Annotated in this window: 13 protein-coding genes; 1 reads left to right on the top strand and 12 read right to left on the bottom strand. The window is 52.2% G+C overall.

Annotation, left to right across the window (positions count from 1 at the left end; translation table 11 throughout):
- Window positions 1–62: 62 nt before the first annotated feature.
- The 10 genes from CA13_RS28690 to CA13_RS28650 all read right to left on the bottom strand — a co-directional run bounded on the left by CA13_RS28690 (window position 63) and on the right by CA13_RS28650 (window position 10,625).
- Window positions 63–1,910, bottom strand: a complete 1,848-nt coding sequence (locus CA13_RS28690; RefSeq protein ID WP_146402512.1) for an alpha-L-fucosidase — start codon at window positions 1,908–1,910, stop codon at window positions 63–65.
- Window positions 1,911–2,246: 336 nt separating this feature from the next.
- Entirely contained in the window at window positions 2,247–2,396 is a 150-nt protein-coding gene (locus tag CA13_RS35805; RefSeq protein WP_419194954.1) for a hypothetical protein, read from the bottom strand.
- Window positions 2,397–2,468: 72 nt separating this feature from the next.
- Window positions 2,469–2,654: a hypothetical protein gene (locus CA13_RS28685; protein ID WP_146402510.1), complete on the bottom strand. Its 186-nt coding sequence runs from the start codon at window positions 2,652–2,654 to the stop codon at window positions 2,469–2,471.
- A gap of 555 nt (window positions 2,655–3,209) precedes the next feature.
- Complete coding sequence (locus CA13_RS28680) at window positions 3,210–3,398, bottom strand: hypothetical protein (protein ID WP_146402508.1); 189 nt, start codon at window positions 3,396–3,398, stop codon at window positions 3,210–3,212.
- 130 nt (window positions 3,399–3,528) lie between these two features.
- Window positions 3,529–4,743 carry a DUF1559 domain-containing protein gene (locus CA13_RS28675; protein WP_146402507.1) on the bottom strand — a complete coding sequence of 405 codons (1,215 nt, stop codon included), beginning with the start codon at window positions 4,741–4,743 and terminating at the stop codon, window positions 3,529–3,531.
- A gap of 153 nt (window positions 4,744–4,896) precedes the next feature.
- Window positions 4,897–6,117 (bottom strand): DUF1559 family PulG-like putative transporter, encoded by a 1,221-nt coding sequence (locus CA13_RS28670; RefSeq protein WP_146402505.1) that lies wholly within the window; start codon window positions 6,115–6,117, stop codon window positions 4,897–4,899.
- A gap of 86 nt (window positions 6,118–6,203) precedes the next feature.
- Window positions 6,204–6,398, bottom strand: a complete 195-nt coding sequence (locus tag CA13_RS28665) for a hypothetical protein (RefSeq protein ID WP_146402503.1) — start codon at window positions 6,396–6,398, stop codon at window positions 6,204–6,206.
- A gap of 855 nt (window positions 6,399–7,253) precedes the next feature.
- Complete coding sequence (locus tag CA13_RS28660) at window positions 7,254–8,459, bottom strand: AraC family transcriptional regulator (RefSeq protein WP_146402502.1); 1,206 nt, start codon at window positions 8,457–8,459, stop codon at window positions 7,254–7,256.
- Window positions 8,460–8,621: 162 nt separating this feature from the next.
- Window positions 8,622–8,834 carry a hypothetical protein gene (locus CA13_RS28655; protein WP_146402500.1) on the bottom strand — a complete coding sequence of 71 codons (213 nt, stop codon included), beginning with the start codon at window positions 8,832–8,834 and terminating at the stop codon, window positions 8,622–8,624.
- A gap of 333 nt (window positions 8,835–9,167) precedes the next feature.
- The gene (locus CA13_RS28650) at window positions 9,168–10,625 is read right to left on the bottom strand and encodes a sulfatase family protein (RefSeq protein ID WP_146402498.1); all 1,458 of its coding nucleotides are present in this window, start codon (window positions 10,623–10,625) and stop codon (window positions 9,168–9,170) included.
- Between the two features lie 261 nt (window positions 10,626–10,886).
- Between CA13_RS28650 and CA13_RS28645 the strand changes: the two genes are divergently transcribed.
- Window positions 10,887–12,050 carry an alginate lyase family protein gene (locus tag CA13_RS28645; RefSeq protein WP_146402497.1) on the top strand — a complete coding sequence of 388 codons (1,164 nt, stop codon included), beginning with the start codon at window positions 10,887–10,889 and terminating at the stop codon, window positions 12,048–12,050.
- A 703-nt stretch (window positions 12,051–12,753) separates the two neighbouring features.
- Here CA13_RS28645 and CA13_RS28640 read toward each other — a convergent pair.
- Both CA13_RS28640 and CA13_RS36195 read right to left on the bottom strand, forming a co-directional pair.
- Window positions 12,754–14,292, bottom strand: a complete 1,539-nt coding sequence (locus CA13_RS28640; RefSeq protein WP_146402495.1) for a hypothetical protein — start codon at window positions 14,290–14,292, stop codon at window positions 12,754–12,756.
- Window positions 14,285–15,373, bottom strand: a complete 1,089-nt coding sequence (locus tag CA13_RS36195) for a hypothetical protein (protein WP_473087501.1) — start codon at window positions 15,371–15,373, stop codon at window positions 14,285–14,287. Before CA13_RS36195 ends, CA13_RS28640 begins: the two co-directional genes overlap by 8 nt.
- Window positions 15,374–15,390 lie beyond the last annotated feature (17 nt).

The raw sequence follows: 15,390 nt of genomic DNA, 5'->3' as shown, positions 1-15,390 counted from the left end.
CGAGACGTCGCGTCGGCAGCCATGGCGGATTGGGCGGTGCTATAAACTTCTATCTTCAATTTTCAAAAGAGAACTTCAATTGCGAATCCGTTCTCGGTCGTTTCCACTCCTCGGAAGTCGAGTTCCAATTCAGTGGCGGTTTGTTTCCAGATTAACGGACGATCGTCGCCAACTAGGCGCACACGTTTGACAGTGCCTGCGTTTTTGTTCAACGAGCGGATGCGCACGGTGTCACCAGCGGCAACGAGCGAAATGGCATAGACACGGTTGTCCTTCGCGGTGAACCAGAAATCTTCGGTGCCAAATTCCCGGCTAAAGCCTTTCGCGGCACGGTGACCGGTCCCCTCAAGAAGAGTTTCATCGGCGCCTTCGTGGAGAACTTTCCAACGAGATGTGCCATAGATCGCATCGCCATTGACCTTCAACCAGGCCCCCATGGCACGCAGTCCATCGGCACTCGCTTTGGGCACATGCCCCTTGCCGTCGGGACCGACGTTCAGTAGGTAGTTCCCGCCTTTGGAAGCGATGTCGATGAAGTAGTAAAGCAGCTCTCGAGTGCTTTTCCAATCGTCGTCGTAGGACTTGAAACCCCACGAGTTGTTGGTCGTTCCGCAGGTTTCCCAATACTTGACGAGGTTGTCGGAAGCCGAAGGAATCTTGTTGTCGCCGGCATCGAGATAGTCACCGAAGCCATGCCCCACCCGACGGTTGACGAGGACATTCGGATTGAGATCGTAAACAAGCTTGTAAAAGCGGAACGATTGTTCTTCGGTAACCAAACCGTCACCGTCGAACCAGATCAACCGCAGTCGCGGCATCATTTTCAGCAGCTCCGCGATCTGCGGATATGCCTTGCTTTCGAGATACTCTGCGTGAGTGTTGGGACTTGGATCCCAGCGATTCTTGCCTTGAGGATGCGTGTAGATTCCTAAAGCGTCATTGCGTCTTTTAACGTTGGCGAAATTGCCGTCGGCTCCATCACGCCAGTCGTTACCATGCGAATAGTAGACGCCAAACTCCAATCCCTCAGCCAAACAAGCCTCGTAAAGCTCCTTGATGGCGTTGGCCTTGTAGGGTGTTGCGTCCATGATGTCAAAGTCTGAACAGGCGGAATCGAATAAAGCAAAACCGTCATGATGCTTCGAGGTGATGACCACGTACTTCATGCCGGCACTTTTGGCGAGCCGAGCAATGTTTGTGGCAAAGGATTTATCGGGACAGAAGGTCTTAGCCAGTTCTCCGTATTCGGCGCGGGGGATCTGGAAAGTTGACATCAGCCATTCTGCCACGCGCGGTCCTGGATAGGGAGATTTCTCGATGCGAGTACCCTTCCAAATACCACCTGCCTGCGAGTAGAGACCCCAGTGGATAAACATGCCGAACTTGGCCTGTTTGAACCACGCCATGGCGTTCTGCTTTTCCTTGGATCGGTGCATGGTCAGCCACTGATTGTCAAACTTGCCTGAGCCCAAGCTATTGCTGAAATGTGGAACGATCCGCACCTGTTTCAACGCAGCCGCTGTCTCAATGGTTAGACGGTGTTGGCCCGTTTCATTGAAGGTGACACTGTTTTTGAAGTCCGACACTGTGCCGGCTTCAATCACGAAACTATCCTTCAGCACCTCCTTGAGCTGTTCGCCGGCCACCTCAACGGTGGCTAGTGAAAACGGTCCTGTACTAATAACCTGAACAACGTACCGGCCCGGGTGCTTGAGTTCGAAATCCCAGGACAGACGTCCGTCGGCATGAAGGGCATTAGTGGTTTCCAGCACGACCCAATGGTTGTCGGTACGCTGGACTTCCACCGCATTGGCATTCGTTAGCGTCGCGAGGCAAACGAAAGATGCCAGCGAGAGCATCCCGCTAGCGCTGACCATGCTGCACTGTTTTTCCGAGCTTCTTTCACTCATTCCGTCTTCTCCAAGGTGATTTCGGCCTGTTCGTTCTTGATATCGAGCGTCACACGCAAGTCTCAGAACTCCCGCGTATCGATCCAAACCGACTTAAAGGCCGGTCTTTTGGGTTTCCCCAACGCATCGCTTCCAGCGCAGAGCGTGCTAGCGGAAACGATACTCAGCAGTATGTTTGTCAGTAGTTTCATGAGAGCGTCATTATATATGGCAGGTAGTTCTGGACACACGAGAATGCATCCGTGCCAATGCCGCAAACGTTCTAAGAAGCGATTTGTTCGACTTCCTTTCAAGCCGACGCAAAATCGATTATTTGCGGCTCGGCGCGTTGTTGTTCTACTCGATTCCCAGCATGCCCTTGAAGGCATCGGCGATTTCGGGATGTAATTCTTCGTTGATCCCGTTTTTGTCGAATTCGACATCCATGTCCCTGAAATCTTTTTTCAGCTGAACCACTTCCTCTTTCGGGCTGACGCGCGGCGGCACAACTCTGCCTTACGGAACAAGCCTCGAGTTGTGCGTGTGGGCACCGTCCACTAGCCGTTCGTGGCCGGTCACCTAGTTCGAAGCAACCGATGCGAGGAACAGGATCGTTCCGTAGATGTCTTCTGGACGCTCCATATAACCCAACGGTGTTAACTCGCGAATACGCTGCCTTGCTTCAAGTGGCGTTGATGAGTTGGTCGAAGTATTTCCAGCCTTTGAAATCATATCCGAGGTCATCTGCAAAGATGAAGCCGACATTAGGAAAATGGGATGAACCGGAGTTTTCGGCACAAAGGGCGATCGTCAATGGATGAGTCAGGAACAGCAGTACTGCGACGATGCTGCGTGAAGGCCACGAACGTCTATCGACAGAAGCCGCAGGTCACGAGGAAGAGACAACCCCAGCTGGGCTTCTTGCGTCTCAAGCAGGCCTTGCGTCTCAAGCAGGCCTTGCGTCTCAAGCAGGCCTTGCGTCTCAAGCAGGCAACGACAAAAACTGAAGAAGCCCCTCACCAGGAAGAAACGGAGAGAGCCGGCGACGCCTGCAGCGTTAGAGTGAGCGGCATTACCACCAAACTGCAGCGCAGGTTGTGCAGACACCGCCCAAAGCAGACAAAGCCGAATGCAGACACCGCCCAATGCAGACACCGCCCAATGCAGACACCGCCCAATGCAGACACGGCGCAAAAATGTCGAGCGACTAGAGCAACAGCTCCTGACTCGCTTTTGAGACGGGTAACTCGGCACGTCGCGCAGTGATCAGATGAGGGCGGAGGGCAATAACGCTCGCGTGATTCACTCTTCCTTGGATCACTATTCCTCCATCGCCTTAGCGGATTCTTGTTCGATCCTTTCCTGCTCTGCATTGTATTCTGCCCAATCTTCGGCTGTCATATCGGCAAAAGTATTGGTACCGCCGGACGTGCTTTCGCTATCGCCACAACCAACCAGAGTTGACACGGACAGTGACAGCAGCAAAACGAACAAACTGGATCGAAGCATTCCAAGTCTCCCAAAAGAATCAACAAACTAAGTGAGTGTGAAGTGAATTACGGCAAATTTTCAAGTAGAAAAAAGCACCACTGAAGAGCAGTCCTCAGTGGTGCGATCGAAAGCTCAACAATAGGGCCTTTTAGAAGTCTTCGTCGATGACTTCTTTTACGGCACGGGTTCCCAAAGCACCCCAAAGGCCATAGGGGCTCCTATTACCAGGAGCCCTAACGCCGGTTCCACCGGACCAAACTTGACCAGCAGTTGAATCACCAGCCTCAATCGCGTCGGTAACAAAGCGAACAGCTCCGTCTCCCATCAGAACATGACAACCACCGACATGCTTACTGGACATCGTGGCGATTCCGTCCAGGTCATTTCCGTTGGTACGTGAGCAATACTCTCGGTTAGGAGGAAGGATAGTAAAGCAGGCTGTGTAGATAGGCTTCGCACATGCCCATCGGTAACCCCGAGCTTGGGATTGCCTCGTATCTCTTTGCCATCGCATCGGCTTGGTAGGATCGATACCCTGTGCGTGCTCCGCACAAAGGTTTGGGTTCTCTCGAATATTTACGTTGTTACCATTCACGTTTCCACCGGTCAGGTTTCGCCCAGACAAGACCGTTCGCTTGTCCTTGTCCTGAATGTATGTCGCGATCTCTCCCATCGCGATCGTGTTGGCCAACCCGTCCAATACGTCCCTAAACCTTGATGGATTTTCAGCAAATGGCTTGAAGAATCCGCGATGGGTGGATCTTGAGTCTGCACTTCGCGCAGTGGGATCCGTTCGATTGTCATTCCAGGTACCAAAGCTCGTATTGTAGGTTGCGTCCCCAAGGCACGCAGCGTAGTTGGTGCGTGCGAGAGCTGGTCGACCTCGTCCAGGATCGCTCGGGCATCGGTAGGTAGGAGACTCGGTGACCCATGGTGCATAATTCGCCCGGTCTGGGGTTGGCCCCATTGGATTCCACGATGGGCTCCTGACTGAGCCGTCTGTGTTTAACCCGTTTGGATTAACGATCTGTTCCCACGTAGCTTGCTGTTCAATGAACGGCAAGAGTCCCACCAACATGCTCAATCGGTAGTTATTGAAATCGTTGTGCCCCCTCCACCAAGACAAGCCTGCACCACCATTACCGGTACCAGTACCCTGCTTCGGCAGCATATTATACGCGGAATGGTAGTTATGAATCCCCAAGCCGATTTGCTTGAAGTTATTACTGCAGGCCATCCGCCTAGCAGCTTCCCGGGCAGACTGGACTGCTGGTAACAGCAATCCAACCAATACACCAATAATGGCTATCACGACCAGCAATTCAACGAGTGTGAAACCGTGGCTTCGTTTTCTTTTAAACATTACTTATCACCTCTGAAAAAATTTTAGATGGGCTCAGATTATTCGAAGAAGTTAAGGACAAAATCCTCAAAAACAAATTCTATTTGCTGTAACGCCCAAGCCGAAAAAACGAACAAGGGCAGCTTTCATCCGGTACGAAACCGTCAGCCTCGATTAAAGTTCCACATTAATTGTTTCGTCACAATTAATTGTGCCCAAGGCACCCCAGAGTCCGAAATCGCTCGTTTCGCCCCAATCGTTGTGCCTCCACCATGTGCATTTTCCACCTGACTGATCTCCTGACTCGATAGAATCAGTGATGAACTTTACTGCTCCATCAGCCATGAGGACGTGACAGCCACCTTGGTGACGACTGCTGGGGGGCAGAAGACCATCAGTGACATGATTGTCCCCGTTCATGCAGATTGGCTTGTTTGGCGGATTGATCGTTGACATTCCGGTATAGAGGGGACGTCCATAGGCCCACCTGTAGCCACGACGGTCCTCGTTGTTGGCAATCGTCGTAAAGGGAGCCGACGATGGATTCCAGAACTGTGGACGACTTGGGTCGACAAACTGTTCACAAAAAACCGCAACACCCGTTGATTGACGCAGATCCATACCGATCGCATGGACTGGACGAGTCGTTACATGGTTATCGCCAAGGTCGGTGTTGATTTCAGCAGCCATGATCGTGTTGGACGTACCGTCCTCTATGTCTCGGAACACTCTGGCCCAACGCGAACGAAATACTCCACGGCATGCGAAGCCTGCATTTCTTTCCCAATTCGAACTGTTCTCGAGTACTCCTCGGTCGTTGTTCATGTGCCCAAGAACCTGGTGATGAAGTGCATCACCCTGGCACGCGGCATAGTTGGTTCGTCCTTGAGCTGGCAAGCCATCTCCGGGATCGCTTGGACACCGCAGTGTCGGAATGTCCGTCAACCACGGTTCGTAACGGCTCGCTGCATGGTCGGTAAGAGTTCTAGCTGGTGAAGGCCCCATCGGTGGAAAAAAAGGAGCCACGCCGTCGCCGTTAGGATCCAAGGGATTCGAAATCTGCTCCCATAACGCTTGTTGCTCGAAAAATGGCGTCAAGCCAACGAGCCAGCTTAAGCGATATCGGTTATGGCCCCCCGCCACATCCGTCTCCGGGTTGGGGGTGTTCAAGCCCGCGGTACCACCCGATTGCATCGGGAGCTGTTGATAGGCCGAGTGGTAATTGTGGACTGCCAATCCGAGCTGCTTGACGTTGTTGCTACAACTCATGCGGCGTGCTGCCTCACGTGCCGCTTGCACCGCTGGCAGCAACAAGCCAACTAGAACGCCAATAATAGCGATCACAACAAGTAGCTCCACCAGCGTAAAGCCGGGGCGCATTCTAAAAGTTCTCATCTTATCACCTTGGAAAAAGAGGAAGTGAAATAGTAAATCTGAAATACTAACGCGAAAACAGCGAAAGCTGTGATACAAAAAAATGGTTACTCGCTGACGTAATCGTCTCCGAAGCCACCGTCGACGGTGGCTGAGCGGTGCTCCTCAGGAATCGACTCGACGTAACTACTCAAATCATCCTGGGAAACGGACTCGGTCGAGCCGGAGCCGCCACACCCGACGAGGCAAAACGAGAGAACGGGTACAAGAACGAACAGTGCGACAACTCGAGATGCATTCATCGGAAATTGGTTGCTAGAGAAAAAGGAATCGAAAAGAGGAAATGGAAAGATCGAATCAACGTAGGGAAAAGAAAGTAGTGATGCGGCCTTCGGTGAGGTAGCTCCACTGTAAAGACAACGATCCATTAGTACCAATTTCACGGATTGGAAACATTAAGTCAAGGAAGTCCTGCGACATTTTACTGCCATTTTGCGACACCCTCGTTGCGTATTGATCGTGTAGTAAAAAAGTTTGAACGAGTACTTAGCCTCGTAATTTGCGGCATTTATCTCCAAGAAGCTTCCGTTTGTCGGCCGAAACGGCAGGTCGCATTTCCAATTGGCGGAAAAATTGCGGCTCAAATTCAGGGACGTCTACAGTTGCGTCCACGCGGGATACTTGCTCGCGACGCGAGAAGCATGAATTCGGGTGGTGGCATCAGGACGCTCGTCGATGCGCCCCGCGCAAACCACCGAGCCTTTCGGTGGTTTCGATCCCATTGTTGCAACCAACCCTTTCGCGCATCAGCACGATCAACTCGTTGCCTTAGCTTTGATGCGGACGTTCGTTGTGGTAATGAACCAGAAACTGCTTCACAGAATTTCTTATTGCATTCTCACCCAATAGAATTAGCCCACCAAAGCTCTTGAAATTCAGTGATCCAAAGAATCGCTCGAGAAGTGCGTTCATGTATTGTTCAAGAGGTGACGTTTGAACCGACTTGATACGTTCATTTGAAGTTAAGGACTTTGGTTTGGCTGAGATGCACGGATATCGGTTGCTTTTATGACAGTATTTCACAGTGTCTAATCGCCGGCTGAGTTAGTGTCTAATCGCCGGCTGAGTTAGTGTCTAATCGCCGGCTGAGTTAGTGTCTAATCGCCCGCTGAGTTTCTGTTCACGACGCGATGTTTATTTCGGTATTGTCCCGGCGGGATTCCGGCGAGCTTCTTGAAAAATTTCGCCATGTGCTCGTCGTGATGGAATCCGGTCAGCTTGGCAATCTGCTTCAGCGGCTGCGAGGTGGTCTCCAGCAATTCCTTGATTCGAGCCAGACGAATGGACGCAATCATATCTGCGGGCGATTGGTCGAGGTGAGTTCGCATCCGACGTTCGAGTGCACGTCGGGACATGGGGACTGCATCGGCGACATCCTGTACGGAAACTCCTCGACAGGCGTTCTCGCGAATGACTCGGTATGCCTTGACGAATTCAGCGTCGTCAACCGGGATCGCGTCCGTGGAACTTCGCACGACAATACGTCGTGCGGGAATCCGCGTAGTCTCTGCGGGAATCGCTTCACCTCCCATCATACGTTCCAGCATCGCCGCAGCCTCATACCCGATCCTACTCGTACTCGGCTCGACACTCGTCAGTGGTGGAAGGCACAAAGGACAAATCACATCGTCGTTATCAACACCGACCACGGCGACCTCATCGGGAACTTGGATATGTCCTTCATGGCAGGCGTTGAGTAATTGCTGTGCGCGAATGTCATTGCAAGCGAGAATTCCAATCGGCTTGTCAAGAGAAGTCAGCCAGCGAGTTAGCCCCTTTTGGTCGAGCATACCACTTTGCTCAGAACCGAAGGTCGTCGCATGAACCGGATCAGGTGACTCGTAAGCAACAACGTCGTATCCCAATGACCGCACATACTTCCGCATCTCCCAAAGACGACGTTCTGAATAGTTGGCTCCCCCAAAGCCGCAAAACCCAAACTGCGTGAACCCGCGATTTCGGAGATGGTCGACCGCCAATCGCACCACCGACTCGGGATCTGTATCGAAGCTAGGCATCGTGCCCGTCGAGCGCCAACAACGCAGATCAATAGCCGGAATACTGAGGTTTTGTATGGCTCGAACCATCTTCGGCGTTTCGGCACGAACGAGGATACCGTCGCCGCGCCAACTGGCAAGCCAAGGAGGAGGATCCGCATTGATCGCCATTTCCTGGTGCCGGAGTGACCAATTACCTCGCTCTTGAGCGTACTCCGCAATCCCGCGCAACAGTCCTCGGCCATAAGCTCGAGATGATTCAATCAACAGTGCGACTTGTCTGATGGATGTTCGGGCTTTTTTCATGCAAGTCGCAAATGATCAACGAAGTGCCGTAAGCCGGCAGGGCTCTGTGGAAAACCGGCAGGGCTCTGTGGAAAAAAGTAACGTTTGATAGATTGTACTTGCCAATCGAGCTTGTCGCAATCGTTCAGGTCGAAGGTGTCTGACCAAACTTTCTGGACGATTCTAAGCAGCGATTTTTGCAGGTATTTCCCGATACTTTTCCCATAGGTCACTCGCACCAAGGGCGGCAATGTTCATCAGATACTCGGCATTCGCAAAATCCCAGCGGCGACCGCGATCTTTGATCCGGCGAATCGTCGTTTTGCACTGCAGTCTCTGTGGGACCACCTTTGCCCAGGCGATTCGCGAACAGCATGGAGAACTCAAGGTCGTCATTGCAGACAGCGCATAGGGTCGAAAGGGGTTACCGAATTGGTATCACGATCATTGCCGCATTATCTTGCAGGCATTGCTGCGACCGGTCCACGCCAAGGGATTTGTCATTCTTCCCAAACGGTCGATTGTTGGGCGAACCCTTGCATGGATGACCCGACATCGGCGAACGTCAACAGACGATGAAGTCCTAGCTGAGAACAGTCAGGCAGTCCTTTGCATCGCTGTGACTGACTTCATGATCAAGCAGATCGTCACGCGGTGATTTACCATTTTGAAACACCGTTCTAACACAGAGTGGATGCGGCCGAGGCTGCGGCAGCATAAGACCGAAGGTTAGTGACGAGTCTGTCCGTCGGTTTCGGCCTTCTTAAGTGCAGCTGCCATTTGTTGAACCACCTCGGGGTTCTCCTCGGAAAGATTGTTTAGTTCCCCTGGGTCTTTGGATAAATCATAGAGCTCGTGCCCTACGTCACTATCAATGCCGTAACGCACAATGAGTTTCCATCGCCCAGTGCAAACTGCGATGGCGCTGTCTTTGCCGTTTCCTAGGATGAAGACGTTCTCGCGATCAGCTACGCAGATTTCTTTGCCAAGCAGCACTGGCAGCAGGCTTAGCGAGTCATCGGCTGCTTTCGCCGGAAGCTCCGAATCAAGAATCTCGGCTGAAGTGGCAAACAAATCTGTCATACTTACCGTGCAATCCGATGAGCTTCCTGGAGCGACTCGTCCGGGCCACCGCACGATGAATGGGATGCGATGTCCTCCCTCGTAGGCGTATCCCTTCCCATCGCGCCAAGGACCGTTCGTCACATGGCCCATTTTTTTGGCATCTTCCTTGGCGGTTTTGTACTTTTTTCGGATCTCTCCCGAATCGTTAGCAAGGTTGAGATTCACCCCTTGAGTTCCTTTGAAGTCTTTGGGCGTGGATCCATTATCACTAGCAAAAACAACAAGTGTGTTGTCGGTCAGATTCAGTTCATCGAGCGTCTTTAGAATCGTTCCTACATGGGAATCCAATTCCTGGACATGATCCCCAAACAATCCGGCCTCGCTGGTTCCACGGAACTCTACAGCCGGAGTGACGTGGGTGTGTGGAGCACAAGGTGTGAAGTAGAGGAAGAATGGGCCATCCGCATTCTTACGAATAAACTCCACAGCCTTCTTCGTGAGGGTGCTGTCCACTTGGTCTTCGATGCGTGGCTGCGCAAGACCTGTTGGGAAGTCTTGTCCTTTTTCAATTCGGAATTCTTCGCCGAATTTCCTTCCCACCAGATCGTGATTTTCGATGAATGCTCTTGTCGAGTCATTGTGGTTCGAGGGCACGCCAAAATGGTAGTCAAAGCCGACTTCCAAGGGACCCTCGATGGGCAGTCTATTCCAATCCTTACTGTAACCGAGGTGCCATTTTCCGATCGCCGCGGATGTGTATCCGACCCCCTTTAGGAAAGATGCCAGCGTCGTTTGCCCGGGGCTAAGCCGATAACCGTTGCCTTTGCGGTGTAGTCGCCAGGGAGATCGCCCGGTCAGCAAGCCGTATCGGGAAGGCGAGCATAGAGACGCAGGCGAGTGAGCGTCTGTGAATCTCATTCCGTCGCTGGCCAGACGATCTATATTCGGCGTTTGAATCTTGGTGGCTCCGTAACAGCTGACATCTCCATAGCCCAAATCATCAGCATAGATGACCACAATGTTTGGCTTTGGTGTTGAATTGGCATTTGCCGCAGGAACGAAGCAGAGTGTAGTCGCGATGCAGATAGCGGCTAAAGAGATCACTATTTGTTTGTTACTCATAATTGCAATTGTTGTTTGGCGTGATCGATACATACAAGATGGACGGTGACGAAATTCACCAAGTCCAACATACAGCTTATCCCAAAGAGTTGCTGATGTAGAGTTGCTGATAATGTATGCTACGATAGGTTGGTGACAACCTTGGACATCGTCGTCCGGTTGCATCCTTTTTTTGCGATAATTGATATTCACTACTCACCGTTTTGCGGTGTGGTGAACTGATCATCGCTGTAGTTGTGAACAAGTGATCTCGGCTTCAAGATGAACTTCAACAGAAATCAAATCATTACATTCTTTGTCCTGGTTAGTTGCTTCCAGCTCAATCCAACCTGGGGTGAATTCGTCCATCCAGGGATCGCCCACAGCAAACCAAGCATTGAGTATGCCAAGGAAAGAATCGCAGCTGGCCAACAACCTTGGTTGGTATCGTGGGAGAAACTGAAGGATTCGGAGTATTCAGCACTAAATTGGAAACCAGAGCCATTCGCGAATGTCGAGCGAGGGCCGTATAACGATCCAAATATTGGCTCTTCCGAATTCACCTCCGACGGGCGTGCTGCCTACTGTCACGCTCTCTGTTGGGCTCTTTCGGGGGAGGAGGCCCACGCGGTTAAGGCTGCAGAAATCATCGACGCCTGGTCCAAAACGCTGCGGTCGGTTGGTAACCATGATGCAAAATTGCTAATCGGAATGAGCGGTTATCGTTACTGTATCGCAGCTGAACTGCTCAAGCATACGTGGGGAAAATGGTCCAAAGAGGGGCAAGCCCGATTTGAATCGATGCTCCGAAATATCTGGTATCCGATCATTGAGGACTTTTACCCGTCCGCAAACGGTAATTGGGATGCATCCATGTTGCAGGTCATGATGGCAATGGGCATCTTCTTGGATGACCAGGGCATGTTCGATCGAGCAAAGAACTACTTCCTCAACGGCCAAGGCAACGGGGCTATCGGGAATTACTTTATGGAATCCGGACAGTGCCAAGAGTCCGGTCGCGACCAATCACATACTCAGATGGGGCTAGAGTTTTTAGCCAACACTTGTGAAACGGCGTGGATACAAGGCGTCGATCTTTACGGGGCGCAAGAGAATCGTTTGCTGAAAGGATTTGAATACACCGCAAAATACAATCTGGGATTTGACGTGCCGTATGTGCCCTACAAGAGCTTTGAGGGCCGTTATCACTACATGCAGATTTCAAGCGACAGTCGAGGCAAGCTTCGTGCGATGTACGAGCGGGTCTACAATCACTACCACAACCGCCAAGGACTCGATGCGCCCTTCACGAAACAGGCCGCCCTTGAGCTCCGTTCGGATCAGCCGGTTCGTCAGCATCAGCGAGGACGAGAACGAGGACGGCGCCGTCGCCAATCGTCATCCCATTTGGACACGCTCATGTATGCCAAGCTTCCAGCAATTTGAACGGTGACAAACCGCTAACGATGTGGCACGACTGGGATGTCTCGATCGCGGTCAAAAACAACATCGAAGTCTTCAGCGCCGAAGATCGCTCTTTCATTTTCCCGAAAGGCATCGGGTTTCGGTCGAGTCAGTAGGGCTATGTTGACACTGTTTTCTGCGCAATGCTGAAACTCGCACGGGAAATCGATTGCAGTACGGTGTATCCTGGGCATCCAGGCCGTGGCAATGATTCGTGGGTGGCACCATTCGGCCCTCGCACCATTCGGCCCTCACACCATTCGGCCCTCACCATTCGGCCCTCACCATTCGGCCCTTTGTACGGTGCATCTACGCGCCGACAGCATTCCAATGAAGTTCGGGAAAGCATCTGCGCGCAAACAATCGTATTGAAATACGATTCTCGACACTCAGCGAGGAAGAGATTCTGAGAAGAACGGAACGCCCACGTCGGTCAATTTCTGGTTTTGCCGCTGAGATCCGTTATTACCAGAAGAGCGGATACGACTCTGGTAAAAATATTCAGGCCGCAGGCGATGATCTTGATTCTCTTCATCTTCTGGCGTGCGTGAATGGCGAGACACCCAACTAAGTCTCGTCGATACGGTCGAATGTGCGGTTGGTGTTCGATTCGATCGGGAGAAAATAGAGCCGCCAACCCGAGTTTAGGGAGCGTTGCTGTGACTATCGCAAAGCATTTCCCTCATCATGGCGTGATCTTGAGGTCCTGGGCTTGCAGCCAGATCCAATCGTCTTGTTCGGCTTTGAGTTCCATTTGAATCTCACCGAAGACCGCGCCGCCCGGGAACGGTGTGTCAGGAAGGGTAGGATGCTGATTGATCCTGGTGACGGAAATCGACGGGGCGAGGCTTTTGGGAATCCGAGCAGCGAACTTCAGCGGAAGCCCTTGGTACAGCGACACTCCGCTGTAAGGATTCGGTTTGACTCGATTTCTCTGAACGACTTGAAGTGGCAAGGATTGATCGGTCTGCCAGTTGATTTGAATGTCTCCATCACCTTCGCCCACGGGATCAAGTGAGATCGTCATGCCAGACGAATCGGCTGGCTTCTCATCGGACTCTTTTTTGGAGTCCAGCTTTTGCTTGCCGGCGTCGATTTTTCGCCACAGGTGTTTGGTTCCGCCGACAATTCGTAGTCGCAACCGGGTGATTCGCTCGTTCGCTGGCGTTTGGGCAAGTCGCAGTCCCACCTCGCTGGGCTTGTCCGCGTCCCATTTCAACTCGATCACCGGCTTGACGTCTTCGTCAGACTTGAAGGTCGCATGAAGAAACGCGTTGTAAACCGTTTGCGATGATTCTTTTGTCCAGCGAAGCGCATCTTTCCCAACCGCATCATTGCGCAATTGCCACGAACTGAATGAGGGAGTCTGCGAGGACAGGACAGACTTGCCGTCCACGATGAACTCAGGAATGATTCGCAGCACGGGATCGCGACCGCGAGACTTCGGCCGCGTCAATGTCAATTCATAGGGAGCAGTGGTGCTCATTTTGTAGCGCAGTCCATCTCGCAACCCGATGCCGTGGTAGGTAGTGTGATGTTCAAATCCCAAAAACGGCGAAGCTGGCTCGTAGCTCCGATCGGGCTGGTCAATCCAAACTCGATAGCCGGGGCTAGTCACCAAACTGTCGTCCGATCCGTTGAAATAGTTATTCTTGCCGATATCGGGCCGTAGCGTATAACGCTGGCCGGCTAGCTGAAGTGGAGTTTGCTCATTAGTGGTCGGCCCCTGAGGCCAAGACAGGCCACTCGAGCTAGACCATCCACCGGGCAACCAGTCTCGAGCTGGTACTTTCTCAATCACTTGCTTGGCATCGACGTAGACGACAAAACGATTTCCACTATCAGGTGAGACCACACTATGCAGCGTGACTCGGTGACGACCGGCGGGGAGCCCAACGCGTTCGACCTGTGAAGGAATGCCGGCTTCCGAAACGTCGCCGATTCCCAATCGCAACTCCAGCGCCGGGCCTGGCGGCACATGCACATCCCATGTTTGAAAATCATTGGCAACTTTTGGCAACGCGACATGCGTCAATTTATCTTCATCAGTGACATCCAGACGGCTTGATAGCGAGAGCAACGCGGCACGCGATTGGTTCAGTGATTCGTTCTTGCGATATGCGATGGCGACTGCAATGAAAAGCGCCGCGAGCGCAGTGAGCGTCAAAAGATGTCGTAGCGAGAACTTCCATTTTCGGTGGTTTCGTTCATCAAGGTTATTCATGGCTCTGCCCCTTCGCGATCCAACTCGGATCAAAACCGTTCGGCACGCGACCTTGTCGCAATTCATCCAATTCGCTTTTTCGCGATTTGGGGCATAACAAGATCAAACCACCGGCGTAGGTCGTGATTTCACTGCCTGCGATGGTCTTCTTATCCGCAGTTTTTGGGTCGTACACTTTCAGTAACGGCAGGATTGTGTCTTGATCGAATGAACGTGAACCTTGCGAAGCGTTAGACAAAGTTTGAACAACGAGATCGTCGCTGATAATCGGCTCGGGACCGAACGGCCCCCAGGATCCTGTGCCCCCTGATTCATTGATGGAAAAGAAGCTTTTAGTCCGATCACCGTCTATACTTAAGCTGATCGATACAAGTGCATGAGTGGCTTCGGGCTTGGGAGAACTCCAGCCGGAACTAAAACCGCCTTTTAAGTAAACGCCATCCTCCGCAACACGACCACCACCTCTCATCCTGACATAGTCATAGCCCGCCGGAAGGTAGAGCCGATACTGCCAGACTCGTTGAACATGCGAGGCAACTTCAGACGGAACGCGTGGCTCCTTGATGGCCACGATATGAACTTGGTCGATTTCTTTGACGGACATTCGTCCTAGTTCCGCTTCCAGTCGCGATAGGTCATAAGCCAAACGACTGTTTTCGCGCGTCAGCCATACAAGAAACAAAATGCCGGTGAGAAATAACAAGCCGGTCACGAGGCGAATGATCGTTTTCATGGACACGATTGTACAACTACCGTCCGGCGGAAGTCTCTGGGGCGAGCAAACGCCTCGCGAAAAGTCAGTATTTGATTTTGATAACGGTTGCAGAGCGATTTCTCTTGGGCACGCTTTTTTGCGACCACCGTCCCACTTGGACTCGGTCACGGGTTGAACAGCATGTGCCCGCCGGATGGTGTTTCGCCCCGCCTCGGAAAGGTCACAGTGCCGCTCTTTCCCCGTCTGAATCAATTCCTTTACTGCACCAGCAACGTCTTGGATGGGTACGTTGGGATCGCTCGGTGCTGATTCAGCATCGCCCCATCGATCGGCGGCGGGACAAACCCGTCTGAGCACTCGCCCCATCTGAAATGCAAATTGCT

Source organism: Novipirellula herctigrandis (genome assembly GCA_007859835.1).
GTDB classification, from domain to species: domain Bacteria; phylum Planctomycetota; class Planctomycetia; order Pirellulales; family Pirellulaceae; genus Novipirellula_A; species Novipirellula_A herctigrandis.
This window is presented reverse-complemented; position numbering and strand designations above follow the sequence as displayed.

Coding starts and splice junctions, on each gene's coding strand:
- CA13_RS28690 (WP_146402512.1), bottom strand. CDS start 1,910: ATGAGTGAAAGAAGCTCGGAAAAACAGTGCAGCATGGTCAGCGCTAGC.
- CA13_RS28685 (WP_146402510.1), bottom strand. CDS start 2,654: ATGTCGGCTTCATCTTTGCAGATGACCTCGGATATGATTTCAAAGGCT.
- CA13_RS28680 (WP_146402508.1), bottom strand. CDS start 3,398: ATGCTTCGATCCAGTTTGTTCGTTTTGCTGCTGTCACTGTCCGTGTCA.
- CA13_RS28675 (WP_146402507.1), bottom strand. CDS start 4,743: ATGTTTAAAAGAAAACGAAGCCACGGTTTCACACTCGTTGAATTGCTG.
- CA13_RS28670 (WP_146402505.1), bottom strand. CDS start 6,117: ATGAGAACTTTTAGAATGCGCCCCGGCTTTACGCTGGTGGAGCTACTT.
- CA13_RS28665 (WP_146402503.1), bottom strand. CDS start 6,398: ATGAATGCATCTCGAGTTGTCGCACTGTTCGTTCTTGTACCCGTTCTC.
- CA13_RS28660 (WP_146402502.1), bottom strand. CDS start 8,459: ATGAAAAAAGCCCGAACATCCATCAGACAAGTCGCACTGTTGATTGAA.
- CA13_RS28655 (WP_146402500.1), bottom strand. CDS start 8,834: ATGACGACCTTGAGTTCTCCATGCTGTTCGCGAATCGCCTGGGCAAAG.
- CA13_RS28650 (WP_146402498.1), bottom strand. CDS start 10,625: ATGAGTAACAAACAAATAGTGATCTCTTTAGCCGCTATCTGCATCGCG.
- CA13_RS28645 (WP_146402497.1), top strand. CDS start 10,887: ATGAACTTCAACAGAAATCAAATCATTACATTCTTTGTCCTGGTTAGT.
- CA13_RS28640 (WP_146402495.1), bottom strand. CDS start 14,292: ATGAATAACCTTGATGAACGAAACCACCGAAAATGGAAGTTCTCGCTA.
- CA13_RS36195 (WP_473087501.1), bottom strand. CDS start 15,373: ATGGGGCGAGTGCTCAGACGGGTTTGTCCCGCCGCCGATCGATGGGGC.